The sequence below is a fragment of the Parvularcula mediterranea genome (genome assembly GCF_013085255.1).
GTDB classification, from domain to species: Bacteria; Pseudomonadota; Alphaproteobacteria; order Caulobacterales; family Parvularculaceae; genus Parvularcula; species Parvularcula mediterranea.
This window is the reverse complement of record NZ_JABFCX010000002.1, coordinates 115,260-139,876: the sequence shown is the minus strand read 5'-3', so window position 1 is coordinate 139,876 and position 24,617 is coordinate 115,260. Positions and strand designations below refer to the sequence as shown.

At 61.5% G+C, this 24,617-nt stretch carries 24 protein-coding genes; 13 read left to right on the top strand and 11 right to left on the bottom strand.

The window, feature by feature from the left end; translation table 11 throughout:
* The first annotated feature begins 78 nt into the window (after nucleotides 1-78).
* On the top strand, nucleotides 79-2,064 hold the full coding sequence (locus HK107_RS01225) for a glycoside hydrolase family protein (RefSeq protein ID WP_173196012.1): 1,986 nt from the start codon (nucleotides 79-81) through the stop codon (nucleotides 2,062-2,064).
* Here the strand turns inward: HK107_RS01225 and HK107_RS01220 are convergent.
* Complete coding sequence (locus HK107_RS01220; RefSeq protein WP_173196010.1) at nucleotides 2,054-2,515, bottom strand: Lrp/AsnC family transcriptional regulator; 462 nt, start codon at nucleotides 2,513-2,515, stop codon at nucleotides 2,054-2,056. The genes HK107_RS01225 and HK107_RS01220 overlap by 11 nt on opposite strands.
* Before the next feature lie 120 nt (nucleotides 2,516-2,635).
* Between HK107_RS01220 and HK107_RS01215 the strand changes: the two genes are divergently transcribed.
* Nucleotides 2,636-3,631, top strand: a complete 996-nt coding sequence (locus HK107_RS01215) for a Ppx/GppA phosphatase family protein (RefSeq protein ID WP_198912257.1) — start codon at nucleotides 2,636-2,638, stop codon at nucleotides 3,629-3,631.
* A 79-nt stretch (nucleotides 3,632-3,710) separates the two neighbouring features.
* On the top strand, nucleotides 3,711-4,388 hold the full coding sequence (locus HK107_RS01210) for an RlmE family RNA methyltransferase (protein ID WP_408636655.1): 678 nt from the start codon (nucleotides 3,711-3,713) through the stop codon (nucleotides 4,386-4,388).
* Here the strand turns inward: HK107_RS01210 and HK107_RS01205 are convergent.
* A complete protein-coding gene (locus tag HK107_RS01205; protein ID WP_173196004.1) occupies nucleotides 4,378-6,198 on the bottom strand; it encodes an FG-GAP-like repeat-containing protein in 1,821 nt (606 codons plus the stop codon). The genes HK107_RS01210 and HK107_RS01205 overlap by 11 nt on opposite strands.
* A 320-nt stretch (nucleotides 6,199-6,518) precedes the next feature.
* A complete protein-coding gene (locus HK107_RS01200; protein ID WP_173196002.1) occupies nucleotides 6,519-7,382 on the bottom strand; it encodes a spondin domain-containing protein in 864 nt (287 codons plus the stop codon).
* A 237-nt stretch (nucleotides 7,383-7,619) separates the two neighbouring features.
* Here HK107_RS01200 and guaB point away from each other — a divergent pair, with 237 nt between their 5' ends.
* The 7 genes from guaB to HK107_RS01165 all read left to right on the top strand — a co-directional run bounded on the left by guaB (nucleotide 7,620) and on the right by HK107_RS01165 (nucleotide 13,889).
* Entirely contained in the window at nucleotides 7,620-9,095 is a 1,476-nt protein-coding gene (gene guaB / locus HK107_RS01195) for an IMP dehydrogenase (protein ID WP_173196000.1), read from the top strand.
* Between the two features lie 96 nt (nucleotides 9,096-9,191).
* Complete coding sequence (locus tag HK107_RS16040) at nucleotides 9,192-9,596, top strand: endonuclease domain-containing protein (RefSeq protein WP_173195998.1); 405 nt, start codon at nucleotides 9,192-9,194, stop codon at nucleotides 9,594-9,596.
* Nucleotides 9,590-10,135, top strand: a complete 546-nt coding sequence (locus HK107_RS01185; RefSeq protein ID WP_173195996.1) for a pseudouridine synthase — start codon at nucleotides 9,590-9,592, stop codon at nucleotides 10,133-10,135. The genes HK107_RS16040 and HK107_RS01185 overlap by 7 nt, the downstream gene beginning before the upstream one ends.
* Before the next feature lie 52 nt (nucleotides 10,136-10,187).
* Nucleotides 10,188-10,985: an SDR family oxidoreductase gene (locus tag HK107_RS01180; RefSeq protein ID WP_173195994.1), complete on the top strand. Its 798-nt coding sequence runs from the start codon at nucleotides 10,188-10,190 to the stop codon at nucleotides 10,983-10,985.
* Between the two features lie 65 nt (nucleotides 10,986-11,050).
* Nucleotides 11,051-12,223: an RsmB/NOP family class I SAM-dependent RNA methyltransferase gene (locus tag HK107_RS01175; RefSeq protein ID WP_198912256.1), complete on the top strand. Its 1,173-nt coding sequence runs from the start codon at nucleotides 11,051-11,053 to the stop codon at nucleotides 12,221-12,223.
* A gap of 246 nt (nucleotides 12,224-12,469) precedes the next feature.
* Entirely contained in the window at nucleotides 12,470-13,018 is a 549-nt protein-coding gene (locus HK107_RS01170) for a DUF4167 domain-containing protein (protein WP_173195990.1), read from the top strand.
* 76 nt (nucleotides 13,019-13,094) lie between these two features.
* Complete coding sequence (locus tag HK107_RS01165) at nucleotides 13,095-13,889, top strand: SDR family oxidoreductase (RefSeq protein WP_173195988.1); 795 nt, start codon at nucleotides 13,095-13,097, stop codon at nucleotides 13,887-13,889.
* Here HK107_RS01165 and HK107_RS01160 read toward each other — a convergent pair whose 3' ends face one another.
* The 7 genes from HK107_RS01160 to fdxA all read right to left on the bottom strand — a co-directional run bounded on the left by HK107_RS01160 (nucleotide 13,890) and on the right by fdxA (nucleotide 20,719).
* Entirely contained in the window at nucleotides 13,890-15,470 is a 1,581-nt protein-coding gene (locus tag HK107_RS01160) for an alpha-amylase family glycosyl hydrolase (RefSeq protein ID WP_173195986.1), read from the bottom strand.
* 27 nt (nucleotides 15,471-15,497) lie between these two features.
* On the bottom strand, nucleotides 15,498-16,292 hold the full coding sequence (locus HK107_RS01155; RefSeq protein WP_173195984.1) for an SDR family NAD(P)-dependent oxidoreductase: 795 nt from the start codon (nucleotides 16,290-16,292) through the stop codon (nucleotides 15,498-15,500).
* 61 nt (nucleotides 16,293-16,353) lie between these two features.
* Entirely contained in the window at nucleotides 16,354-17,703 is a 1,350-nt protein-coding gene (locus tag HK107_RS01150) for a Na+/H+ antiporter NhaC family protein (protein ID WP_173195982.1), read from the bottom strand.
* A 48-nt stretch (nucleotides 17,704-17,751) separates the two neighbouring features.
* Entirely contained in the window at nucleotides 17,752-18,141 is a 390-nt protein-coding gene (locus HK107_RS01145) for a response regulator (RefSeq protein ID WP_198912255.1), read from the bottom strand.
* Nucleotides 18,141-19,229 (bottom strand): sensor histidine kinase, encoded by a 1,089-nt coding sequence (locus HK107_RS01140; RefSeq protein WP_173195980.1) that lies wholly within the window; start codon nucleotides 19,227-19,229, stop codon nucleotides 18,141-18,143. Before HK107_RS01140 ends, HK107_RS01145 begins: the two co-directional genes overlap by 1 nt.
* Nucleotides 19,230-19,378: 149 nt before the next feature.
* Nucleotides 19,379-19,915 (bottom strand): CarD family transcriptional regulator, encoded by a 537-nt coding sequence (locus HK107_RS01135; protein ID WP_173198673.1) that lies wholly within the window; start codon nucleotides 19,913-19,915, stop codon nucleotides 19,379-19,381.
* A 465-nt stretch (nucleotides 19,916-20,380) separates the two neighbouring features.
* Nucleotides 20,381-20,719, bottom strand: coding sequence for a ferredoxin FdxA (fdxA, locus tag HK107_RS01130; protein ID WP_173195978.1), 339 nt, complete (start codon nucleotides 20,717-20,719; stop codon nucleotides 20,381-20,383).
* A 136-nt stretch (nucleotides 20,720-20,855) separates the two neighbouring features.
* Between fdxA and HK107_RS01125 the strand changes: the two genes are divergently transcribed.
* Entirely contained in the window at nucleotides 20,856-21,134 is a 279-nt protein-coding gene (locus HK107_RS01125) for an FAD assembly factor SdhE (RefSeq protein ID WP_173195976.1), read from the top strand.
* 2 nt (nucleotides 21,135-21,136) lie between these two features.
* Here HK107_RS01125 and HK107_RS01120 read toward each other — a convergent pair whose 3' ends face one another.
* Complete coding sequence (locus HK107_RS01120) at nucleotides 21,137-21,847, bottom strand: TMEM175 family protein (protein WP_173195974.1); 711 nt, start codon at nucleotides 21,845-21,847, stop codon at nucleotides 21,137-21,139.
* A gap of 216 nt (nucleotides 21,848-22,063) precedes the next feature.
* On the opposite strand from HK107_RS01120, the gene HK107_RS01115 reads away from it, so the two are divergent.
* Together HK107_RS01115 and HK107_RS01110 are read left to right on the top strand one after the other, a co-directional pair.
* Complete coding sequence (locus HK107_RS01115; protein ID WP_173195972.1) at nucleotides 22,064-22,801, top strand: glycosyltransferase family 2 protein; 738 nt, start codon at nucleotides 22,064-22,066, stop codon at nucleotides 22,799-22,801.
* Entirely contained in the window at nucleotides 22,798-24,513 is a 1,716-nt protein-coding gene (locus tag HK107_RS01110; RefSeq protein WP_173195970.1) for an ArnT family glycosyltransferase, read from the top strand. Before HK107_RS01115 ends, HK107_RS01110 begins: the two co-directional genes overlap by 4 nt.
* The last annotated feature ends 104 nt before the right edge of the window (nucleotides 24,514-24,617 follow it).

Genomic DNA, 24,617 nt, shown 5'->3' with positions numbered 1-24,617 from the left:
AGAGACAGTATAGCCGTGCAGAGACTTGTTGGCCTAGCCCTCGCGGCTGCCTTACCCTGCTTTAGCGAAGCGGCGGGCATGGCAGCTTCGAAGCGCGCCCTTGTCATTGGTGCGTCAGACTACGAGTTCGCCGACAATCTTCGCGCGCCTGCCCAAGATGCGGCGGCGATGGCGGAAATGCTCGAAGATATCGGCTTTGAGCTCGTTGGCGACGGTGTGATCTCGGACCCATCATGGACAGACCTCCGCGCAGCTATGAAAGAGTTCCGTGATGAGATCGAGGAGGGCGACATCGCACTCTTCTATTTCTCGGGGCACGGGCTCGCGATTGACGGTAAGAACTATCTCGTCCCCATTGATGCAGAGCTTGCGTCCGAGGACGATGCGGATACGGACCTCTGGGATCTGCAGGAGGTCATTGATAAGATCAGGGCGTCGGGGGCTGGAAAGAGTGTCCTGATCATCGACGCTTGTCGAAACGATCCGTTTGCTGAGGTCACCAAAGGCAAAATCCAGAGAGGCGGGCTTGCCCCGGTGGGAGGCCTGCCTGGCATGTTCATCGGGTTTGCGACAGAGCCAGGGAGGACCGTTCCTGATGGGCCGCCGGGCGGGAACAGCATCTACACAGCGGCGCTCCTTGAGTTCATGGCCTTGCCGAACCTCACCATTACTCAGGTCTTCAATTATGTGGGTGACCGGGTGTGGAGCGTCACCAAAGAAACGCAACTCGTCAGCAACGTCTTCACGTTCGGTGTTGATGATCTCTATCTGAATGCTGACGAAAATCTCGTGAGGCGTCCGAAACCGTCGTTCGCTCCCGTGGCGGTCGCAAGCGTCGATGGTGCAGCGACGAAGTCGATTACTCTTATCGATACACCTGAGGACTCGTTGGTTGAGGGGCCGAGCGAGGAGATTCTCGAGCTAGCGATTGCCTATGTGACCGCCTTCGAGCCTTATCTGAAAACCCCTGTGTACGGACCTTTAGGTGGTGGCCGCGAGGGCTGGGTCGTGGGGTATGGTTCGGTGCTAGACCTTCACAGAGATATGTCCGTCTCGAAGGATGAAGCTGTCGCACTTCTCAAGGAAGATTTGCGCTCAATTGCGGGCGAAACGAACAGATTCGGGCGGAATCTCAATTTGGATGAAGAGGCTGCCCTGCTTTCGTTTATTCATTCAATTGGGATTGATAGGTGGCGAACCATTCCTGTTCCTTCTGAGAAGTTCAACACTTCAGATAGCAATGAAGTTTTCGCCTTTTTCAGGCGAGAAAGCTCGATTGGTGTTGCCGGAGAGGAGAAGTTCTCAGGAGCACAGTTAAGACGTCGTCAAGCCGAAGCCATGTTATTTCTGGGGGCCAGATTTACATCGGCCGCCGAGATCGAAGCCCTCGATCTTATCAAATCTTTCGAAGGCCTCGAGCTTGAAGCGTATAAAGATGTGGTCGGAGTTTGGACAATCGGCTACGGCCACACTGGCGAGAGAGCTTTCGAGGGCAATGAAATCAGTGAGTTCGAAGCCGAGCAGTTGCTCATAGACGACTTGCTTCCGATAAGAGCTGCCGTCCTTGAATTGGTCGAAGTACCACTGACCACGCGCCAACTTGGTGCGTTAGTTTCGCTAACCCTAAACATCGGAACCGACGGACTGAGACGGAGCACCGCGTTGAAGCGGTTAAATAGAGGTAACTACATCGGTGCTGGCGAAGCGTTGACTTGGTGGGAAAAAGCGGGAGGAAAAGTGCGGATGGGACTCCGGCGACGCCGCGCCGCGGAACTCAACCTATTCATGACGGGGCTTCCAGCGAACGTCGTAGCAGAAGCGCAGAGCGGAAACTCTGCGGCGATTATAGACTTCTACAAGTCGCTTCCTGAACGGGAACTCATACTTTCCCCAGCGGCTGAGGCTCGTATAGCTAAGGATGGTTGGGAAAGCTTTTCGCAGCGGGAGCGCGGACGACGCCTTCTCAGAGGTTCTCGCCGGATGACACCGGCGAAGAAGACATCACCTATTCCCGGCAACCTCGATCTCGACGACGAAGAAAAGCCGGGCGGGCCTAGACCGTAGGCAGCGCAGGCCGCTTCGACACTTCGCGCAGCATGAAGCTCGATTCGATGCTGGCGATGTTGTCGGTTCGGAGGAGGCTGTCCGACAGGAACGCTTCGTAGCTGCCCAGCGTCGGCAGGACGGCTTTGAGATAATAGTCGAACTTGCCCGTCACGAGCAGACATTCCATGATCTCTGGCTTGGCCTGAACCGTTTCCTCGAAGATGCGGAGGTGTTCTTCGTCCTCCTTCTCGAGCTTCACGAGGATGATCACCGTCACGGGGAGGCCAACGGCCTCGCGGTTCACCTCGGTTCTGTAGCCTTTGACAATGCCTTCCGTCTCAAGCCTGCGGAGGCGCCGGAGGCATGGCGTGGGCGAGAGGCCAACCTTTTCCGCTAGCTCTGCGTTCGTAATGCGCGCATTGTGCTGCAGATGGTGGAGAATGTTACGGTCGATCTGATCGAGCTTCATGCCGGAGCTATGCCGCGATAATCTGCCACTCCGCAAGCCTTTTGATCGGACATTTGCGAGCAGATGAGTTGGCCGCGTTCACAGCCTCAGGAAAACGCCCCGCAGCGTAAGCGTCGGGCGGTGGCTGCGCTCGACCTGGGCACCAACAACTGCCGACTGATGATTGCGGTACCAAGACGGAACGGATTCGCCGTCGTGGCGACCTTTTCGCGAATCGTTCGCCTCGGAGAGGGCCTCGTGACCACCGGGCGGATCGCTGATTCTGCTCAGGAGAGGGCGATTTCGGCCCTGCGCGAGTGTGCGGAGATGGTGGCTCGCTGGGATGTGGCCGCTGTCCGCTGCGTGACGACCGAGGCTTGCCGGATGGCTGCCAATGGCGCTGCGTTCGTGGAGCGGGTGCGGGTCGAGACGGGGCTGAAGCTCGACGTGATCGGTCCGGAGGAGGAGGCGCGGCTGGCGCTTTCGGGCTGTGCAAGTCTGATCGATGTCCATGCCTCGCGGGCGCTGCTCTTTGATATCGGCGGCGGCTCGACGGAGCTTTGCTACCTCAGGATCGATGGGAATGACCGGCGCAAGGTGGAAATGGAGGCCGTGGCCTCTCTCCCGTTTGGCGTGGTGCGGCTCTCCGAAGGGCTCGCCGAGGGAAGCTTTGCAGGGGAGCACTACCGCCTGATCCGGGAGCGGGTGGCGCGGAATGTCCGCGAGGCGATGCCCGATGGCTTTCTCGAGGCGGCGAATGGCGAGAGCCATGTGATCGGGACCTCGGGCACCGCAACAAGCCTTGCTTCGCTGCACAAGGGCCTGAAGCGCTACCGGCGGCGGGAGGTGGATGGCACCTGGCTGACCTCCGACGATGTCGAGCGGCTTGCGGATGAGCTGCAGGCGATGGGGCTTGAGGGTCGGAAGAAGCAGCCTTCGATCGGGGAAGGGCGTGCCGACCTCATTATGCCGGGTTGCTCCGTCATGCAGGGGATTATGGACGCCACGGGCTTTGGCCGGGTGCGGGTGGCTGACCGGGGCCTGAGGGAAGGGATCGTGACGGATCTCATCGCGGAAACCCGCGCTGAACGCGCGAAGGAACGACACAGGGTTTCCTCAGGCGCCCACGCGGGCTAGCTGCCCCTCTATGGCCAAGAAATCCGGAAAAGGCGGCGGCAAGCCGAACGCGCTCGGCGGGGAACAGGAAGTTCGCCGCATGAAGAAGGATTCCAAGACCGTCGCGGATCGCGAGCTGACGGTCCGGGTGAAGACTGCGCGCGGCCGGAAGCTCGGCTCGAAACTCTGGCTGGAGCGCCAGCTCAACGACCCCTTCGTCGCCCGCGCGAAGAAGGAAGGCTACAAAAGCCGCGCGGCCTACAAGCTGATCGAGTTGGACGACAAGTTCGCGCTCCTCAAGCCAAAGGGTCGGATCGTCGATCTCGGCGCGGCTCCCGGCGGCTGGTGTCAGGTGGCGGTGCAGCGGACCGAGGGGACGGGCAAGGTCGTCGGCATCGACTATCTCGAGATGGAGGATGTTCAGGGCGCTGAACTCCTCCAGATGGACTTCCTCGATGATGGTGCACCGGAGGCTCTGAAGGAGCTCCTCGACGGGCAGGCAGATGTCGTGCTCTCGGACATGGCCGCACCCACGACGGGACACCGCGCGACTGACCACATGCGCATCATCGCGCTGGCCGAAGAGGCTCTAGGCTTCGCCGAAGAAGTCCTCGCCCCCGGCGGTGCCTTCGTCGCGAAGGTCCTGCAAGGCGGCAGCGAGAAACAGCTCCTCGACCGCCTCAAGAAGAACTTCACCAAGGTCCACCACGCCAAGCCCGACGCGAGCCGGTCTGACTCAGCGGAGATGTACGTGGTCGGGTTGGGGTTTAGGGGGTAGAGGTCGCACCCGAGTATCCGGGTAGAAACGTCGCGAGGGATATCTCACCATCAACAGGCGTCGCGTCTTGAAGATCTGAACCTGAGACGAAAAAAACGGTTCCGGCCTGAACAACGCCGTTGATATCGACCATCGGTGTGCTGACGATGAGATCGTCAACGCCGTCCCCGTTTATATCGCCAGGAAAGGCAGGCCGAGCGAACTTGCGAAAGTTCTCGTAACCGACGAGAGCAACGCCCTGCGGTTCGAGTGACGATGAAGCGAAGTCCACCGTTTCACCTATTCCAAAAAGCGTTTCGGGCAGGAGGCGGACTGTTCCGTTCTCTAGAGTCTGACCATCGAAGAAGCCGCCAACATACTCCCGTGGAAGAAGGAACGAGAGTGTCTGTGTGCTTCCTTGCAAGAAGCTGCCCGCCGGGAACGGTGACGCAAGATCGACCGAATTGCTCTTCCCGACAATCTGAGTACCGAGATTATTCGCCGCTACATCGTTTACGGAAGACGACGAGCCATAGATTGCGCTGAGCGGAGCCTGTCCGCGATAGAGGGCGACGATGCCGACATCCGGTCGGCCGGGCAGTGCCGCACCGGGAGCGGCGATTGCCAGTTCCGGGAGATTGTCACCATTAATGTCATAGCCGCCGGAAACACTTCTTCCCGCTGCGTCGGAATTGAAAGCTCCTTCGAACCGGACCGCGGTCGGTAGGGTCTCGACCGTAAGCTGATCGCCATCGACGGCCGCCGCTGAGAGGTCGCGACCGTCAATCAGATAGGCTGCACCTGCTCGCGAGCGGACGTCAGAGGGCGAGAATTCATCGTCTGAAACCAGAACATCCACGAGACCGTCACCGTCGAAGTCGCCGAATGCCGATCTCAGGCACGTTCCCGAAACATCCCGGTTGTTGCTGATGATCCGGACGATTCCTGGCTCGGAGGCCGTTCCGTTGATCAGGACGTCGGCGCCCGAATTGAGTGCTGTTTGCAGCACTGTGCCGCTGACGAGCAATATGCGTTCGCGATCGCCATTCGCGCCGCTATCGTACTCGGAGCAGAAGAAAAAGTCGTCCAGACCATCACCTGTGAAGTCCCCGATGCGCTCCGCACGTGTGCCGATGCCGTTCTCTGGAGCGGCACTGTCTTGGAGGAGGATACCGGCGCGCCGGCCGAGAAGTGATGAGAAGGATTCGCGGCCTCCGGAGACAAGGGCTTCAGCGAGTTCCACGCCCGAGAGAAGCATTGCGCGGTTCGGAATGCCATCCTGAAAGGGTGTCGAGCCAACGTAAAGCTCAGGGACACCGTCTCCGTCCACATCACCGAAGTCGGAGAAAGAGAAGCCGACATAGTCAGGCGACCCTTCTCCGGTGATCATGAAGACGCCGGGATTGGAGACATTCAGCTGGCCTTCATCACCGTCCAGCCCTGCGATGCCGACACCGGTCATGACCACGATCGCGCCCGAATCGCCGTCGTTCACCAGTGGACGCTCCGCGCCGATGAGGATTTCGTTCCCGCCGTCGCCATCGACGTCGCCAAGGACTCTGAGAGTATTGCCGAGCCTCTGACCCGCGACGAAACCGTTTAGCGCAACAGCACCGCTCAGCCCGCCTGTTTCATCCACGTCGGTGATCGAAACTTCGAAGAGACGTGTATTTCGCAGGACGCCCGAACGAGCTTCGATCTCGAGCTCGTAGACATTGTCCCGGTTGGCATCGATTGGCTGTTCGAAGTTGATCGCGGTATTGAACTCTACTCGACCATTTGTTGAATCGAGAACGAAAAGCGCTTGGTCGGCACCTCCAGAAACTGTCAATTCATCGAGAGTACCATTCTGAACGTCGACCTCCACGGTGAACCTAGGTCCCGGCCCTTCAGGGACACTCACCTGAGATGCAGTGACGAAAGTGATGATGAGGGGAGGAGCAGGTGGTTGGGGAGTCGGCTCGTCGGATGAGGAACTGCCCCCACCGCCGCCGCACCCGGCGAGCGAGAGGAGAGTCAGCGCCCCAACAAATTGCGCTAGACTTCTCATACGGTTTCCAAATCTTCCCCTGGTGTGAAGGCACCGTTGCATACCAATGCCCCTGATTGGAACCCCGCCGCGCAGGTGGGTCTGCGCGGCGGAGGTGGCTTTTAGGCCCTGGCCTTGTGGCGGCGGCTGTAGGCGAAGCCTCCGACGATGGGGGCGAAGAGGAAGGCTGCTGCCGGGATCGGGATTTCTCCGTCTACGGCGGCGAAGCTGACCGTGGCGAGGAGGACGTTGTCGCGGAAGAAGGCTTCGGCGAGGGCGAGCTGGACCACGTCACCTGAAGCGAGGCCGATGTCGCCGGTCAGGTTGAGGCTCGCAAGGGAGACGCCTCCCGTGATCACGCCGTTCGTTGCCGTACCGGCGCCGCCCATCTGGCCTGCGACGAAGGCCGGGCCATCGGTGAAGTCGTTGAGCTCTGTGCCTGCATCGTAGAGGTCTGCGGCCCTGATCTCGATGTCGGCAGGGTTCGTGAAGTTCCCAAGGTCATCGAAGAGCGCGAGCGGATCATCATTGCCGAAGAAGGTGTCATTCGACGGCAGGAGCATCGAGATGAATTGCGCATAGCGGTGGTCGGTCGGATCGAGGTCAACGATGAAGGTCGCCGTCTCGCCGGGCTCGACCACGGGCGCACCTGCGAAGCCTTCGGGCGCGGCTGCGACACCGCCGCGGGAGTCAGGGTCGGCGGCGAGACGCTCTTCCATGACGGTGTCTGGGCCTACGCTGTCGGTGGGATCACTGAAGACGCCCACTTCGGCAACGAGCTCCGTGCCGCTCGAAGCTGCTTCACCCTCATCGAAGATGTCGAAGCTGCCGTCGGTGAAGCCGAAATAGACAGGGGTGAAGGCAAAGCCTCCTTCGGACTGGTTATTGGTGATGGTCACCTGCACCGGGATGGCGTGGGCGGATGCAAGCGCAAGAACTGCCGCCGAGGCTGTGAGCGCGGATAGGCTTCGCGTGAAAAGTTTCATCTCTGATGTCTCCTTGTCCGGAAGTTCATTGCTTCCAAACTCGCGTTCGGCGGAGACGATTGTCGCGTTACTGGCCCGTTTACCGATATTTTCTTAACGTCAGTGGAGCTATTCTGAAGCAAGTCACACAGCTGCGACCTTAGTATTTCTCATCCCTCTAGCGTGACAGTTCCTTGAAGAATGGCCGGCGCGCGCTGTTAGCATTTGCAAGCCAGCGACTCGCTGCTATGCGCCCCCATGGAAATACGCGACGCTTTTACCTTCGATGACGTGCTTCTCGAGCCGGGTCCTTCCGAGGTTCTCCCCGCTGAAGTGGACGTCCGGTCCCAGCTCACCTCTTCGATCAGCCTGAACATCCCGATCCTTTCGGCGGCGATGGATACCGTGACCGAGGCGCCGATGGCGATTGCCATGGCGAAGCTCGGCGGCATCGGGGTCCTGCACAGGAACCTCACCGTCGAAGAGCAGGCCGAGCAGGTCCGGCAGGTGAAGCGCTACGAAAGCGGCATGGTCGTGAACCCGCTGACCCTGACCCCTGAGGACACCCTCGGGCAGGCAAGGGCGATCATGGCGGAGCGCAAGATCTCCGGCTTCCCGGTGGTCCAGAACCCTAATGAAGCGGGCGTCGGCAAGCTGGTCGGTGTGCTGACCAACCGCGACATGCGGTTCGCCAAGGATCCCTCGCAGAAGGTCTCCGAACTGATGACGTCGGAGAACCTCGCCACGGTTAGAGCCGGTGCGGACATGGAGGAGATGCGCGATCTCATCCATGAGCGGCGGATCGAGCGGCTGATCGTGGTCGATGAGGACAATCGCTGCGTTGGCCTCGTCACCGTCAAGGACATGGAGAACGCTGAGCGTCACCCCGATGCCGTGAAGGATGCGGAAGGCCGCCTGCGCGTCGCTGCCGCGTCTACCGTCGGTGACAATGGCTATGAACGCGCCGCGGCGTTGATCGAAGCTGGCGTCGATGTGCTGGTCATCGATACGGCGCACGGCCACTCGTCGAAGGTTGCAGAACAGGTTCGCCGGGTGAAGCGCGAATGGCCGAATGCCCAGATCGTGGCTGGCAACGTCGCGACATATGACGCGACACGTGCACTGATCGATGCGGGTGCGGATGCTGTGAAGGTCGGCATTGGTCCGGGCTCGATTTGCACGACGCGGATCGTGGCTGGCGTTGGCGTTCCGCAGCTGACAGCCGTTGATGATGCGGCGCGCGCTGCGCAAGGTTCGGGTGTCTCGATCATTGCCGATGGCGGGATCAAATATTCCGGCGACATGGCTAAGGCACTGGCCGCTGGTGCGAACGTCTGCATGGTCGGCTCGCTTCTGGCGGGTACGGAAGAAGCGCCGGGCGAAGTGTTCCTGTTCCAGGGGCGCAGCTATAAAAGCTATCGCGGGATGGGCTCGATCACGGCGATGGCACGAGGGTCGGCTGACCGCTACTTCCAAAGCGATGTCGGCGACTCGATGAAGCTCGTGCCCGAAGGTATCGAAGGCCGCGTGCCCTACAAAGGCCCGATCGGTGCGATCCTGCACCAGATGGTTGGCGGCATCCGCGCGTCGATGGGCTATGTCGGCGCGAAGAACCTCACCGAGATGAACCAGAAGGCGAAGTTCGTGCGGATCACCGGGGCGGGGCTGAGGGAAAGCCACGTGCACGACGTGAGTATTACGCGGGAAGCGCCGAACTATCCGTCGCCTCGCTAGGCTCCCCTCTCCCTAGGGGAGAGGGGCCGGGGGTGAGGGGCCTCTTCACTGCGCCCAGCGGTTGATGTTCCCACAACGTTCGCCCAAGGCGAGCGGATGAACACCTCCGTAACAGCGCGTGCGCGAGCTCTGCGTCAGCGATCCAACGGTCCTGAGCAGACTGCCTGGCAGGCGCTCCGCCTGCTGAGAAATGAAGGATGGACCGTGCGCAGGCAGCATCCCGTCGGGCGGTTCCTCGTAGATTTCGCGATCAGGAAACTGCGACTGGCCATCGAAGTTGATGGCGGCATTCATAGGCTCAGTGAAGTTCAGCAGCGCGATGCGGAGCGGCAAAAAGTGATCGAAGGCCTTGGCTGGCGCTTCCTTCGGATCGACGCACAGACGGCCCTCAGTAAGGATCATGTTTTGGAGTTAGTCCGGGCTGAGATTGAGAGCCTCTCGCGAGCAGGCCTTCCCTCACCCCCGGCCCCTCTCCCTGAAGGGAGAGGAGAGAAATGCTAATCGCGTTCAACAAACCGATGAACGTGCTTTCCCAGTTTACGGACGAGGGGAAGTGGCCGGGGCTTGCCGGGCTGATCGATGTGCGGGGGGTCTATGCTGCGGGGCGGCTTGACCGGGATTCTGAGGGGCTTCTTCTGCTTACTGATGATGGGAAGCAGCAGGCGCGGATTGCTTCGCCTAAGTCCAAACTTCCCAAGACCTACCTCGTGCAAGTCGAAGGCGAGGCTGCGCCTGAGCAGGTGAAGGCTCTGGAGCAGGGCGTCGACCTCAAGGATGGGCGCACCCATCCTGCTCGATGTGATGCCATCGAGCACCCTGATCTCTGGCCGAGGACGCCGCCCATCCGCTTTCGCAAGAACAAGCCGACGAGCTGGCTGCGGCTTTCGATCACCGAAGGACGCAACCGACAGGTCAGGCGGATGACGGCACATGTGGGCCTGCCGACCTTGCGGCTTGTCCGCTGGTCGATTGCGGATATTTCGGTGGAGGGTCTGGCGCCGGGCGAGTGGCGCGAGGTGCCTGGGCCCCTCCACCCGTGAACCTTCGCTGCACTCAGGCCGTTCGTTCCCTTTGCCAAGCAGGGAAGTACCCATGAGCCCATCGCTTCAAGGACAGCGCATCTTCGTCACCGGCGGCAGCTCCGGCATAGGCCGCGGTATCTGCGAGCGTCTGGGCCGGGAGAACGCGCGTGTCGCGGTAGGCTTTCACTCTGGCGATGAGCGGGCCGAACAAGTGGCTGAGACCATTCGTGAGGCGGGCGGTGAGGCGATCACCGTACCGGCTGACGTCTCCGAGGAAAACGACGTCGAGGTCGCCTTCGCCCAGATCGGTGAGGCTTTCGGCGGTCTCGACAGCGTCGTTATCAACGCGGGGCTTCAGGCCGATGCCAGCCTCGCTGAGATGTCCCTCGATCAGTGGCGTAAGGTCATGTCCGTCGACCTCGACGGCGCTTTCCTCGTGGCGCGCGCGGCGGTCAGGCATTTCCAGCGACGTGAGCGCGATGAGACTGAGACGGTCGGAAAGCTCGTCTTCGTCAGCTCGGTGCATGAGTTCATCCCCTGGGCCTGCCACGTAAACTACGCTTCGGCGAAGGGCGGCGTGGAAATGCTCATGAAGAGCATCGCCCAGGAGGTCGCCTCCAAAGGCATCCGGGCCAACGGCATTGCGCCCGGAGCGATCAAGACGCCGATCAACGAAGATGTCTGGTCGGACGAGGAGAAGCTCGAAGAGCTCCTGAAGATCATCCCGTTTGGTAGGCTCGGAGAGACCGAAGACGTGGCTGCAGCTGCTGCGTGGCTCTTGTCGGACGAGAGCGATTACGTCACAGGCACCACCTTGATCGTGGATGGCGGGATGTCCCTCTATCCGGGCTTTATCGGGAATGGCTGACCTTGCGTGACCCCGGCCGCGTTGCGGCATCGATAGACATTCTGAAGCGCTTTGCGGAGCGCCCCATGCCGATCTCGGTCCTGATGAAGGACTGGGAGCGGGGTGCGCGCTATGCCGGATCTAAGGACCGGGCGTTCGTGCGTGGGCTTTGCCTCGACGTGCTGCGGCGCTGGCGGAGCTTTCGCGGTGAGGAGAGCACAAGGATTGCGACGTTCCTGACGCTGAGGGACGTTTGGAGATGGGATGAGGCGCGGATTGCTGAGGCTTTCTCCGGCGAGCATGGCGATGGTCCGTTGACGGAGGAGGAGCTTGGCGCGCAAGCGTCGGATGCGCTGGACCTGCCTGCGTTTCTTGAAGGCATCGAGGATGCGGCGGTGATTTCCGAGAGCATGGCCACTCGCGCGCCTGTCGACCTTCGCGCCAACACGCTGAAGGCCGCCCGCGAGAAGGCCCTCGGTGCACTGAAGACCCTGCGTGCCGGGGCTGCGCCCCATTCGCCCGTCGGCATTCGCATTCCACCTGCGCCTGCAGCTGAGAAAGGGCCAGGGGTCACCGTGATCCCTGCCTTCGGCAAGGGCTGGGTCGAGGTGCAGGACGAGGGCAGCCAGCTGACTGTGCTCGCCGCGGGGGACCTCAAGGGCGCGCAGGTGCTCGACTTCTGCGCGGGGGGAGGGGGGAAGACCCTCGCGCTCTCGGCGGCGATGAACAATTCGGGCCAGGTCCATGCCTACGACGTCGATGCGCGGAGGCTCGCGCCGATCCATGAGCGCCTGCGCCGTGCGGGTGCACGGAACGTTCAGGTCGTCGCGCCTTCGGAGCCTGACAGGCTGGCCGCGCTCGAAGGGAAGATGGACCTCGTCTTCGTCGATGCTCCGTGTTCAGGGTCGGGCACCTGGCGGCGGCATCCCGATACGAAATGGCGGCTGAGCGAGGAGCACCTTCAGACCCGCATGGGCGAGCAGGATGAAGTGCTGGATCAGGCGGCGCGGTATGTGAAACCGGGCGGGACGCTGCTCTTCGTGACCTGTTCTTTCCTCCGCGAAGAGAATGACCAGCGCGCCGAGGCCTTCCTTGCGCGGAACGAGGCGTTTGGGATGGCGGGGCCGCTCGATGGGCTGGCGGACGATGCGCGGGAAACGCTCGCGCCGTTCGCTGACGAGAAGGCCTTGCGGCTTGCCCCTTGGACCAGCGGCACGGATGCCTTCACGCTCATTCGCCTGCGCCGAAACGACCGCTGAAAAACAGGGGTTGGAAGAGAAACCAACTGACGCTAAGTGTGTTTTACGGTGATGGACCAAGGTCCTCCGGGTTTTCGCAAGAATTTGGTTCTATTCTAGGCTCCACGCGGGCTTATCGGGATCAGGAAACCCCATCGTCATTCTCACCTGCCGCTGCGGCGGCATAGGAAAGGCTAGGAAGCCTGCGGCCCTTGTCCCGAGGGGGGATAAGCCGAAAAACAGCAATAGGACAAAGACCTAACGCTCATGGCGCAATACTCGAAACGCGGGCGGAACTCCAACCGCCGCCGCCAAGGGGGAAATAACAACCCCAACCGATCCATGGATAGCCAGGGACCGGAAGTGAAGATCCGCGGCACGGCTGCCCAGATCTACGACAAATACCAGGCGCTCGCGCGCGATGCTTTCTCGTCCGGCGACAGGATTCGCGGCGAAAGCCTCATGCAGCATGCCGAGCACTACTACCGACTGATGAAGTCGATGCAGCCTGCTGAGAAAAAGGAAGAGAAGAAGGACGACCAGAACGCTGACGCGCAAGCGAACGATCAGCAGAAGGACGCCCAGAACTCCTCCGACGATCATGCCAAGGCCGACAGCTCTGACGAGAGCGGCTCGAACGAGCAGAGCAGCGATGGAAGCGACGAGGACAGCCGTCCGCGTCGTCGCCGCCGCCGCCGCAAGAACTCCGAGGACGGCGATAATGCCGAAGCTTCGGGCAATGATGGCGGCAACGTCGAAGCCAAGGCTGAAGAGAAAAAGCCTGCTGCTGAACTCGAAGGCGCTGCTGCCGAGTAGCAGCGTCTGGCGCGCCGCGTAGCGTTCGGCGCCAACTGGTTCTAGCGTGCTCCCAAACGTAAGGAGGAGCACGCCCATGGCCGACCATACCGGCACCCTTTTCGACCTTTCAGGCAAGTCTGCGATCGTCACTGGCGCCAGCCGCGGCATTGGCGAAGCCATCGCCAAACGCCTAGCTCAGCACGGTGCCAACGTCACAGTGTCCTCACGCAAGCTCGATGCCTGCGAAGAGGTGGCGAAAGAGATCAACGACGCAGAAGGCCGGGACGCAGCCTTTGCCGTTGCCTGCAATATTTCCCATACGGAGGAACTTGCGAAGCTGGTCTCTGCCCATGAGGACCGGTTCGGCAAGGCGGATATCCTGATCTGCAACGCCGCGGTTAACCCGGCCTATGGTCCGACCAAGGACATTACCGACGAAGAGATCGACAAGATCTTCAACTGCAACATCAAGGCGAACCACAAGCTGAGCCATCTCGTTCTCCCCGGTATGGAGGAGAAGGGCGGCGGCGCGATTGTCATCATCTCCTCGATCTCAGCCTTTGTCGGGAACAAGGGGATCGGGTTCTATGGCGTCTCCAAGGCGGCGGACCTGCAGGTCGCGCGCAACCTTGCCGTGGAGTTCGGCCCTTCGAATGTGCGGATCAACTGCATCTGCCCCGGCATCGTGAAGACCTATTTTGCCGAGGCCTTGTGGAAGGATCCCAAGGTCGAGGCGATGGTCACGAAACAGATCCCCATGCGGAGGTTTGGCCTGCCCGACGATATCGCGGGTGCGGCCGTGTTCCTCGCATCGGATGCAGGCGGATGGATGAACGGCCAGCACATCACCATCGACGGCGGCACGCTGATCGGCATGGGCGGGATGTAGTCAACCGAGCTTCGTGATCCGGTAGCCGAAGGGACCTTCGCGTTCGGCGAGGGTTTTTCCCTCAGTATCGGGGAGGCGGCTCGCGTCCTCTTTCGTCTGGAGGGCGACTTCGATCGTCATGTCCTCATCGGCCCGGCGGTAGATGAGGAGGCCTTCGTCGTCGTCGGCTCGGATGATCTCGCAGGAGCCCCGCTTGAGAGCGTTCTTTGATTGCCGCAGGCTGATCATCCTCTTCCACGTGGCGAGGACACTGTCTTCATCCGCCTCCTGACCTTCACGGTGGAGGGTGGTGACGCTCTCCTTCAGCGGAAGCCATGACGGCCCTTCGGTGAAGCCTGCGCCTTCGCCGTCTGACCAAGGGTAGGGGTGGCGGATGTTGTCGCGGCTTCGGCCTTCTGGCGCGAAGCGGATCCCCTGAGGGTCCTTGTACTCCTCGGGGGTGTAGCCCGCATCGGGCAGGCCCAGTTCTTCGCCTTGGAAGAAGCTGACGGGGCCGGGCATGGTCATGACGAGCGCTGCGGCGAGCTTGGCGATGGCCTCGCGGTGCTCCTCCCTGTCCGCCCAGCGGGTGACGAGGCGGGCGCTGTCATGGTTGCTGGCGCACCAAACATGGTTCTCCGTGCACCGCGCCTCTTCCGCCTTTCGCAGGACCTCCGCGATGGCGGTGGGTTTGAGCTCGGCCTCCATCACGTCAGGCGTGTAGGCGGCGCTGAGGAGTCCGTCCTCTGTGTACCGCCTGAGGCTGTCATAGGCTTTGTAGCGGATATCAAGCTCGGCGTAGGTGAAGGTACACCCTGCGCAGCGAATCTCCTCGATCAGCTTTTCGAGAAAGCCTTCGATGCGGGCGTCGTTGCAGTCGTTCTCATGCTTCTGCCATGCGAAGTTCGAGAAACCGCCAACAGGGCTGACCTCGTCATCGCCCGGATCGGCGGGCGGATTGTCCTTGAGCTGAGGGTCGGCAAAATATTGGCAGACGGCATCGAATCGGATCCCGTCGACGCCTCGATCCAGCCAGTGGCGCATGAAACGCAGCCTTGCTTCGAGCACCTCGTCGTTGGCGAGGTTGAGGGCCGGCTGGCTCTTCAAATATTGGTGGCGGTAGAATTGCCTGCGCCGCGGCTCCCACGTCCACTGGCTTTCGCCATAGCGGCTGATCCAGTTGTTGGGCGGTGTCCCGTCCGGCTTGGGGTCGGCCCAGATGTACCAGTCGGCCTTCGGATTGTCCTTTGACTGACGACTTTCCTCGAACCATTCGTGCTGGTCCGAAGTGTGGTTCAGGACCGCGTCGATGATGACCTTGAGGCCCAAAGCGTGAGCCCGGCGGACAAGCTCGTCAAAGTCCTTATCGCTGCCGTAGGAAGGATCGACCGTCATATGGTCGGTGACGTCGTAGCCGAAGTCCTCCATCGGCGAAGGGTAGAAGGGTGACAGCCAGATAGCATCGACGCCGAGATCGGCCACGGCATCGAGCCTGCGGCAAATCCCGCGCAGGTCACCAATGCCGTCACCGTCCGTATCCTGAAAGCTGCGGGGGTAGATCTGATAGATCACCGCCCCGCGCCACCATCCGTCGTCTGCCATATCGCTGCCCTGCCTTCAGCCTGACGGCTAGATGTCGAGCGAGGCGACTGCCCCACCATCAACGCGGTAATTCGATCCGACCACGAAGCTTGCGCGCTCCGAGCAAAGGAAGGCGATCGCCGCTGCAACCTCCTCAGGGCGTCCACGGCGGCCGAGGGTGAGGTAGGGGCGCTCCTCTTCGAGGAAGGTTTCGACCGCCTCTTCCATGGAGTCGATGTCGTCGTGCTTCTCCATGCGCTGCTCCATCATGCCGTCGGTCATGTTGGTTTCGATGAAGGCCGGGGCGACGGCGTTCACGAGGACGCCCTTCTTCGCGTAGGGCATGGAGAGGCCCTTGGCGAAGCTGAGGAGCGCGGACTTGGCGGAGTTGTAGACGACTTCGTCAGGGTACGACTGGGCGACATTTTCAGAAGTGACGTACACGACGCGGCCCCAGCCCCGCTCGGCCATGCCAGGAACGAAGTCCTTGGCGAGGCGGACGCCTGACAGGAAGTCGATCTGGAGGGCGTGCATGTAATCCTCCTCATCGATCTCCAGCGGATCGCCTTTCGCGCCGGTGATGCCTGCTGCGTGGACGAGGATGTCGGGGCTTTGGTCGATCTTCTTCGCGAAGGCGTCTGAGCCTTCCTTGGTCGAGAGGTCAGCCGCGAAGCCGACGGTTCCGTTGCCCAGTTCCTGAGCTGTTTTCTGAACGTCGTCCTCGTCGATGTCTGTGAGGATGACCTGGCAGCCCTCCGCGATGAGGAGTTCCGCGACGGCGCGGCCCATCGTGCCTGCGCCTCCGGTGATGAGAGCGGTGCGTCCCTTGATGCCGAGATCCATGGCGTGGGTCCTTTCAATCTGTCGAAAGGAGAACGCCCTGCGGTGCCTGTTGGTTCGGCGGTCAGACCGTGAGGAGGCCTGCGACCAGATAGCCGAGGGTGGCGAGACCGGCGCCAGTCAAGGCGTAGGGGAGCTGGGTCTTCACGTGCTCGATATGGTCACAGCCCGCCGCGAGGCTCGCGATCAGCGTCGTATCGGAGATCGGGGAGGCGTGGTCGCCGAAGACTCCTCCGCCAAGGACGGCGGCCAGCATGAGGCTCGGCGGAATGCCCGCGCCGATGGCCAGCGGCATCGCGACGGGGATGAGGATGCCATAGGTGCCCCAACTCGTGCCGACGGCGAAGCTGGTGCCTGCTGCTGCCAGGAAGATCAGCGCCGGGAAGGCGAAGGGGGCCGGGAAGGACGTCGCGAGGCTTGCGATGAGGTCGCCTGTGCCGAGCGCCCTCAGGCTGTCGCCAAGCGCGAGCGCGAGGAGGATCACGGCGGTGGCGGGGAGGAGCTCTCCGATGCCTTTGAACGTGGTGTCGGTGACTTCGTCAGCAGAGAAGCGCTTGCCGATGACGAGCATGGCGATGAGCACGGTCAACGCGAGGGTCGTCGCGAGCAATACGGATCGGGCGCCATCGCCTGCGAGGATCGAGCCTTCGCCTGTCCAGAGCATGAAGGCGAGCGTGCCGAAGATCAGGATCGTCGCGGGCACCAGCATGTATCTCATGCGGGTCGGCGGGATCGTATTCTCCGCGCCCTCGGCCCTGCTGCTGGCGTGCTTCATTGGGCCGAATAGCTTGCCCGACCATGCGGTGACGAGGACAATCCCGACGGTGATGAGGGCGTAGAAGTTGAGCGGGATCGAGCCCGCAACGACGCTGACGGCTGAACCTTCGACGTAAGGATCGACGAGCCCGAGGGCGTAGGCTCCCCAGCCATTCATGAGGATCAGCACACTGATCGGTGCGCAGGTGGAGTCGATCACCCACGCCAGCCGCTCACGGCTCATGCCCAGCCTGTCGAAGAGTGGCCTTCCAAGGATGCCCGACGCGAGAAGGCTGATATTCGTCTCGATGAAGAGGAGTATGCCCGTGCCTGCCGTCGCGAAGGATGCCTTGCGGGGGCTGGCGACGGCGCCTGACTGGATCAGCCGGCTGACCGTGGCCGAGATGCCGCCTGACTCGCGCATCAGGGCGAGAAGACCGCCGACGAGAAGGCAGAAGAGAAGGATCTGCGCATCGCCAGGCGACGTCACGACATTGACGATCCTGTCCACCGTGGCCGGAAACGTCATCGGCACGTGTCCAGACAGGATCAGCAGCTCCGCGACCGCAAGGCCCGTCAGAAGCGACAGCAGGACGTGGCGCGTCCAGAACGCGAGCGCCAATGCGAGGATCGGAGGAAGAAGCGGCAGCAGTTCCATCGGAAGGGTCTGCCGCCAGTTGGCCGCGGATGCAAACGCTCGTCGCGCCTAGCTCTCGTCAAGCATCCGGCGGACAGCTTTGAGGAGCTTGGCCTCGTTCACTGGCTTCTTGAGGACGATATCGCCTTCGCGAATGAAGTTGATCTGATCGGTGTCGTAGGCGGTGATGAAGACGTAGGGGATATTGCGTTCACGGAGGATATCGACCACGGGCTTCGAGGTCTTCCCGGAGCCGAGGTTCACGTCGAGGAAGGCGACGTCGATATCCAGCGTGGCGGCGCGCTTCTTGGCATCTGACAGATGCACGCTCGGGCCGACGACTTCGAAGCCGAGGTCCTCGAGCGTGTCGGACATCTCGAATGCGATGGTCACCTCATCCTCGACGATGAAAATCTTCGCCAGTGCATCTTCCAGGTTCTGTTGCGCAGCAACCATCATTAATCGGCACCCTGATCGGCTGGCATGTCCAACGTCCATGCGAAGCCCGTGTCATTATAATCCAGCGTTACCGAGCCTTCCGTCTGCGCGGCTATGGCACGGTCTATGATGAAGGAACCAAAGCCCTTCCGGGTCGGCTCGTTCGCGGCGGGGCCGTTTTGCTCCCGCCATGACATTTGAACACGATGTTGGCCTGTTGGGTCCACCGTCTTAGCCCAAGTTAAGCTGACATGGCCGTGAGGTGTGCTGAGGGCGCCGTACTTCGTGGCGTTCGTCGCAAGCTCGTAAAGCGCCATCGAGAGCGACAGTGCCTGCTCCGAAGGCAGCTGAACTTCGGGGCCGGACATCGAGATCCGGTTGTCTCCGATCGGGTCGAGAACGTCTCCAGCGATTTGTTGGATCGAGGCGGACTGCCAAGCCGTACCGACGAGCTGGGAATGGGCCTGCGCATAGGCGTGGAGCCTCTTGTCGATCGTCGAACGCAGGCCTTCTGGGATATTCTGCCCACGGAGGGACTGGCTGACGATCGACTTCATGACCGCGAAAGCGTTCTTCACCCGGTGGTTCAGTTCCTTGATGAGGAGCTGGTGCTGCTCGAACAGCTTCGTCTCATCGTCCACGTCGATACAGGCGACAGCGGCGCCGGAAAGTTCGCCAAGGCTATCCCTGGTCTGGTGACCGATGATCTTCATCCAGAAGCGTGATCCGTCGCCGCGTTCATAATCGACGAGGAGCTCCGGCTCCTCTTCGCCCAAGAGCGCGCGGCCGAGAGGGTATTCGTGTCCTTCAACCCGGCTGCCATCGGGGTGATAGGCTTTCCACTCGCGATAGGCGTCGACGTCTGGCGAGTGCAGCACAGGGTGCTTTACCATCTGCTCGACCATCTTGTTTCCGTAGAAGATGTGTCCCGTCTTGTCGGCCAGAACCACACCCACGGGAACCATTTCCAGTGCTGCTTCAAGCAGCGTAACGCGCTGATTGGCGACCATAGCCTCGCGCGTCTTCGCTTCGAGATCTTTCGAAAGGCGCTGTACCTCCGCCTCGAGCTCCCGAAGTCTCTGCTCGTCTGAGATTTGCGCATCCAGCATGACCGGCCAGTCGTCCTTGAAACTTGAGCCGCGTCCTGCGGATCTCTGCGACAAAAGAACCGGGGATCTCGGGCGTAAGTTCCCATCGGTCGTGCAAAAGAAAAGGGCGCCACGAGGGCGCCCTTCAGCAATGGTATGACCTAGATCGCCTACGCTTCTGCTTTCGCGCGCTTTTCGAGGTTGGTCATGATCTCTTTGATCGCATCGTCCAGGGACTTCTTCCGGACAGCAGCGACTTCGCGACCGAAGCGCTCACGGGCTTGCTCGAAGAGTTGGCGTTCGGAGTAGCTCTGCTCAGGCTGGTCGGCAGGGCGGAAGAGGTCGCGAACGACTTCGCAAACGGCCTGGAGGTCACCCGAGTTGATCTTCGCCTCATACTCCTGGGCACGGCGGGACCACATGGTCCGCTTGATACGCGGCTTGCCCTGAATGAGGGTCATCATCTCGTCGATCTTCTTGGCGGTCGCGAGATTGCGCATGCCTGCAGAGGCAGCTTTCGCGACCGGCACGCGGAGCTTCATCTTCTCGTGCTCGAACTCGATCACGAAGAGCTCGATCTCCATGCCGGCGATTTCCTGCTTCTCGATCTCGGTGATGTAACCGACGCCGTGAGCGGGATAGATGATGTTGGTTTTGACTTTGAACTTCTGGTTCTTGTCACGGTTGGCTTCCGCACGTTTCGCCACCTTGAGGGCGGGGCGCAGCGGAGCCGGAGCAATCTTCGGCTTCTCCTCGGAGTCGGTTTTCTTGTTCTTGGTCTGAGCCGGGGCGACCTTGATCGCCTTCAGTGCGTTCGAAGTGTTTGAACTAGCCACGTTTGCCTTCTCTTTTAAGCACGGTCTCACGTCAGAGCGAGAGAAACGACAAGGAGCGCGGCCCGGGGGAGCGGGAGAGCTTACTGTCGAAAACCTCGTTAGCGTTCCGTGCGATCACCTGTTGACCGGGCCTAAGGACACGTGGTCCTCTCAGCCTGCGTGTGGTTTTCGCGTCTGGCCCTCCCTAGCCGAGGGACCAGAGAAACCGTAAACCCTGCCGCACAAACGCGGCAGGCAGTCACTCGCCACACACCCGATCGCCATCGAACTGTCATAGCACAATCCACCAAGGATTGCCAGCGCGCCGTATCAGGGTGGGATTCGTCTTAATTTAGATCAATCGCCCGTGCCGGGGTTCGGGCTGAAATGCGTCTCGAGCTTGTTCTCGACCGACGCCATCTTGTCAGCCTCGGGCAAGGCAGGCTTTGCCACGGTGATGTTGGGCCAGCTTTCGGCATATTTCGAGTTGATCTCGACCCATTTGCCGTCAGGGTCCTCGGTATCGGCGACGATCGCATCCACCGGGCATTCCGGCTCGCAGACGCCGCAGTCGATGCATTCTTCCGGCTTGATCACCAAGAAGTTCTCGCCCTCGTAAAAGCAGTCAACTGGGCAGACTTCCACGCAGTCTGTGTACTTGCAGGCAATACAGGCGTCGGTGACGACGTAGGTCACGGGCACGATCTCCTAGGTTCGGCGATGCGATATGATGATGTTGCCGCCCTGAGGCAACCCGGCAACTTGTCAGGGGCGGCCGATCTGTTCATTCGTCCTTCCCGCGCCTGTCGTCAAATCGGTTATGGAGATGCCCATGTCAGAAAATCTATCGCCTGAACGCAAGCGGCTCCTCTACCGGGCCAACTATCGCGGCTTCAAGGAAGCGGACATCGTCATTGGCCGGTTCGCCAAGGCCAACCTTGCGACCATGACCGATGCGCAGGTCGAGGAATTCCGGCTGCTCCTCGAAGTGCCGGATCAGGAGCTCTACGGCTGGATCATCGGTCGGGAAGAAGCGCCCACGAACTACCAGGGCCCGGTACTCGAGATGCTCCAGGCCTTCGACGTCGCGGAGACGATGCCCCAGCGCTAGGGCTACTCGCCCTTCGCGCGCATCCTGCGCCTGATGAGCGGCGAGGTGATCGCCGTGCCGTTCAGGAAGAACCCGGCGAACCCTCCGAGCGGGGTCAGTACGGCAAGGGTGCAGGCGAGGGCCGCCCATCCAGCGCCGGTGGCGAAGATCCAGACTGTGCGGCGCGTGAGCGTTCTTTCATCGGCGCTCAGGCCGATCTGGTCCGCTTTCTTCAGCGCGTAGGCGTACAGGAAGGTGAAGATCAGTTCGGTGATCAGGAAACCTGCCGTGAAGTAGCCCATGATGATTCCTGCGCGGCGGAAATCGATCCTGAGGTCGATCACATAGTCAGGGTATCCTGCCAACAGCAGCAGATAGCCGTAGAGCGAATCAAAGATGAACCTGAGCGGGTAGGCGATCACGAGGACGAACAGCAGCAGGACACCGTTGGCGAACACTACGGTCGCGTCGGCCAGCGAATAGCGCCTGAAGAACAGAAAGTGCGCGTTCCAGATATACATCATGACAACGAACGCGAAGATGACGGGCACGAGGCCGATCAGGAACTGGTTGAGGTCCTCAAAGGTCCGCGGGGCATCGCCGCTCATCACGATCATGCCGAAGGCGATGGCGAAGACGATATCCGACAGGTTCTCGAGCCGCGTGACGTCCGTGCCGCGCCATTTGAAGTGCGGATCATGGTCCATCGACCGCGCAAGTTCCTGACGGATCATTAGAATACCCCTGTTTCTTCGAGGAGCTTGCCGTGATGCGGTGCGGCAGGAAAGGGTGGGGAGTAGCTCCGGCACGCTCTTTCCCTTTTGGAGGGGCGTCCTCGATCGATCAACGGACCGAAAGACGTTCAGCACGGTACGCCACCCAACCCAAAGATTGCCCTGGAGCCCCGAAGCGCCTAGGCCGCGAGCCTTGAGTTTCGTAGGCTGCGCGGCATGTCCTCCACCACCCTGTCCATCATCATCCCTTGCTTCAACGAGGCCGAGAATATCGGCGCGGTGATCTCTGAAGTGCTCGAGAAGAGCGAAGCGATCGGCGCGAAGATCATCGTCGTGGACGATGGCTCTGACGATGGCACCTCAGAGGCTGCGAACAGCGTCAGTTCGGACAGGCTCACGGTCATCACCCACCCGAACCGGGCCGGGAAGAGCGCTGCGCTGAGGACGGGTGTCCTTGCAGCAGACACGATCTGGATCGGCACGATGGACGGCGACGGGCAGGACAATCCTGACGACCTTGTCCGCATGTCCAAAGAGATCGACCTCGGTTCGGTAGGAGAGGTCGGCCTTGTCGGCGGCGTCCGCCAGAACCGGACCGATGGCGGCAGCCGCAAATGGGCTTCGCGAGCGGCCAACAACCTGCGCAAGTCCCTCCTCAAGGACGACTGCCCGGATACGGCGTGCGGGTTGAAGATGATGCCCCGCGACCTGTTCCTCGCCATGCCGTTCTTCGACGCGCTGCACCGCTATTTTCCGGCGTGGACGAAGCATTTCGGCTTCGAAGCCCGCTACGTTCCGGTCACGAACCGTCCGCGTGCGTCGGGTGTCTCGAAGTATTCGAACATCGGCAGAGCTGCCGCAGGCTTTTTCGACCTGATGGGCGTTCTCTGGCTGATGCGCAGGACCCACGTGCCTGCGCCGTTCCTCCTCCTCCGCCCTGAGGGCACGCGATGACGCCCCTCGGCACGGCGTACCAGCCGGCGGGAAAGCTTGGCATCGGCCGGGCGTTCCTGATGCTCTGGGTGGTCGTTCTCGTCCTCTTCCCCGGGCAGTGGACCCTGCCGGTCACGGACCGCGACGAGGCCCGCTACTCCCAGGCCGCGACGCAGATGATGGAGACCGGCGACTATGTCGATATCCGGTTCCAGAAAGACCCCCGCTACGTGAAGCCTGCGGGCATCTACTGGATGCAGGTGGTCGCTGCGCAAGCCTTCGGGCAGGACGACGCGCCGATCGGGGCCTACCGCATACCGAGCTATCTGGGCGTGGTGATTACCGCGTTGGTCACAGCATTGATCGGCGCAAGGATCTTTGGCGGCGCCTATGGGGCGATAGCCGGGGGCATTCTCGCGTTCTCGATCCTCGTTGCTGTTGATGCACGGCTAGCGAAGACTGACAGCATGCTGATGGCTGCGGGCGCGCTGTCACAGCTCGCGCTGTTCCAGCTGCTCGTCCAGCCGAAGGGCTCGCCGCCGAAGGAATTCAGGACCTGGCCGCTGCTCTTCTGGTTCGCGAGCGGGCTGGCCGTCCTCATCAAGGGACCGATCATCGCTATCATGACGGTGGCGACGCTGGTGTTCTATGTGGGGATCACGCGGGACTGGCGGGCGCTGAAGCGGCTGAGGCCGCTCCCGGGGCTCGTGGTCTTCGCCGTTGTCGGATTCACATGGGTCACAGCGATCAGCATCCAGACGAACGGCGAGTTCCTGCGCGAGAGCGTTGGCCACGCCTTCCTCGGCAAGGTGGCCGAGGGCGATGACGATCATGGCGGCTGGATGGGCTACCACACGACCCTTCTGCCCGCGCTTTTCTGGCCGGGGACAGCGCTTCTCGGGCTCGGCGCAGCGGCGGCTTGGCTGCGGCGCAAGGAACCCGCGATGGTGTTCCTCCTCGCCTGGGCCCTGCCGTTCTTCATCATCTACGAGATCGTGGGCACGAAGCTTCCGCACTATGTCATGCCGGTCTATCCGGCGTTTGCGCTGCTCTGCGCAGCGGGCCTCCATGACGTGAAGACGCTGAGGGAGAAGGGGTGGGCCAAGGGGCTGCACTTTTTCAGCCTTGCGATCTTTGCGCTGGTCACGGTGGCGCTAGTGCCGGGGCTCTACTTCGCCCTCGATGATCTCGGCGCGAACCCGCTGACGCCTGAGGTGCTGGCGCTGATGGGTTGCCTGATCCTGACGCTGATCATTGGCGTGGCGGTGCTGCGCAAGCCGTCGGTGAATGGAGCGGCCTACACGGCTGTGCCGGCGACCCTGACCCTCGCGGTGCTGGCAGGCTTGGCGGCGCCTTCGATTGATGAGCTGTGGCCATCGAATCGGATGTGGCGCGTAGCAACGCAGCTGGAGGGCTGCACCGACGCGCAGCTCGAGTTCGCCACCGCAGGCTATCGCGAGCCTTCGAATGTCTTCTACCTTGGCACCGAGACCCTCCTCACCGATGGTCAGGGTGCGGCGGAGTTCCTGATCAACGGCCGCGGCTGCCGCGCTGCTTTTGTTGAGGAGCGCGAGCGGGAAGCCTTCGACCGGCGGATGCAGGGGCGGCCAGTCCGAGAGCTGGCTGTGGTGCGCGGAACGAACGTCTCCAAGGGCCGCGAGATGGAGCTTAAGCTGATCGTGATGCGGACGAGCCCGCTGAAGATCGGCGAGGGCGAGCTGCGGCGGCTTTGAGCGCTTCGCGCGCTTTCTTCTTCGATGGATCCTGGATCAAGTCCAGGATGACGGTTGGAGAGACCAACTCTCAGCTATCGTCATCCTGGACTCGTTCCAGGATC

Coding starts and splice junctions, on each gene's coding strand:
- HK107_RS01155 (WP_173195984.1), bottom strand. CDS start 16,292: ATGGATCTCGGCATCAAGGGACGCACCGCTCTCATCACCGGAGGCGCA.
- HK107_RS01185 (WP_173195996.1), top strand. CDS start 9,590: ATGCTAATCGCGTTCAACAAACCGATGAACGTGCTTTCCCAGTTTACG.
- HK107_RS01125 (WP_173195976.1), top strand. CDS start 20,856: ATGTCAGAAAATCTATCGCCTGAACGCAAGCGGCTCCTCTACCGGGCC.
- HK107_RS01165 (WP_173195988.1), top strand. CDS start 13,095: ATGGCCGACCATACCGGCACCCTTTTCGACCTTTCAGGCAAGTCTGCG.
- HK107_RS01210 (WP_408636655.1), top strand. CDS start 3,711: ATGAAGAAGGATTCCAAGACCGTCGCGGATCGCGAGCTGACGGTCCGG.
- HK107_RS01160 (WP_173195986.1), bottom strand. CDS start 15,470: ATGGCAGACGACGGATGGTGGCGCGGGGCGGTGATCTATCAGATCTAC.
- HK107_RS01200 (WP_173196002.1), bottom strand. CDS start 7,382: ATGAAACTTTTCACGCGAAGCCTATCCGCGCTCACAGCCTCGGCGGCA.
- HK107_RS01180 (WP_173195994.1), top strand. CDS start 10,188: ATGAGCCCATCGCTTCAAGGACAGCGCATCTTCGTCACCGGCGGCAGC.
- HK107_RS01115 (WP_173195972.1), top strand. CDS start 22,064: ATGTCCTCCACCACCCTGTCCATCATCATCCCTTGCTTCAACGAGGCC.
- HK107_RS01150 (WP_173195982.1), bottom strand. CDS start 17,703: ATGGAACTGCTGCCGCTTCTTCCTCCGATCCTCGCATTGGCGCTCGCG.
- HK107_RS01170 (WP_173195990.1), top strand. CDS start 12,470: ATGGCGCAATACTCGAAACGCGGGCGGAACTCCAACCGCCGCCGCCAA.
- HK107_RS01225 (WP_173196012.1), top strand. CDS start 79: ATGGCAGCTTCGAAGCGCGCCCTTGTCATTGGTGCGTCAGACTACGAG.
- HK107_RS01175 (WP_198912256.1), top strand. CDS start 11,051: ATGCCGATCTCGGTCCTGATGAAGGACTGGGAGCGGGGTGCGCGCTAT.
- HK107_RS01145 (WP_198912255.1), bottom strand. CDS start 18,141: ATGATGGTTGCTGCGCAACAGAACCTGGAAGATGCACTGGCGAAGATT.
- guaB (WP_173196000.1), top strand. CDS start 7,620: ATGGAAATACGCGACGCTTTTACCTTCGATGACGTGCTTCTCGAGCCG.
- HK107_RS01120 (WP_173195974.1), bottom strand. CDS start 21,847: ATGATCCGTCAGGAACTTGCGCGGTCGATGGACCATGATCCGCACTTC.
- HK107_RS16040 (WP_173195998.1), top strand. CDS start 9,192: ATGAACACCTCCGTAACAGCGCGTGCGCGAGCTCTGCGTCAGCGATCC.
- HK107_RS01140 (WP_173195980.1), bottom strand. CDS start 19,229: ATGCTGGATGCGCAAATCTCAGACGAGCAGAGACTTCGGGAGCTCGAG.
- HK107_RS01110 (WP_173195970.1), top strand. CDS start 22,798: ATGACGCCCCTCGGCACGGCGTACCAGCCGGCGGGAAAGCTTGGCATC.
- HK107_RS01220 (WP_173196010.1), bottom strand. CDS start 2,515: ATGAAGCTCGATCAGATCGACCGTAACATTCTCCACCATCTGCAGCAC.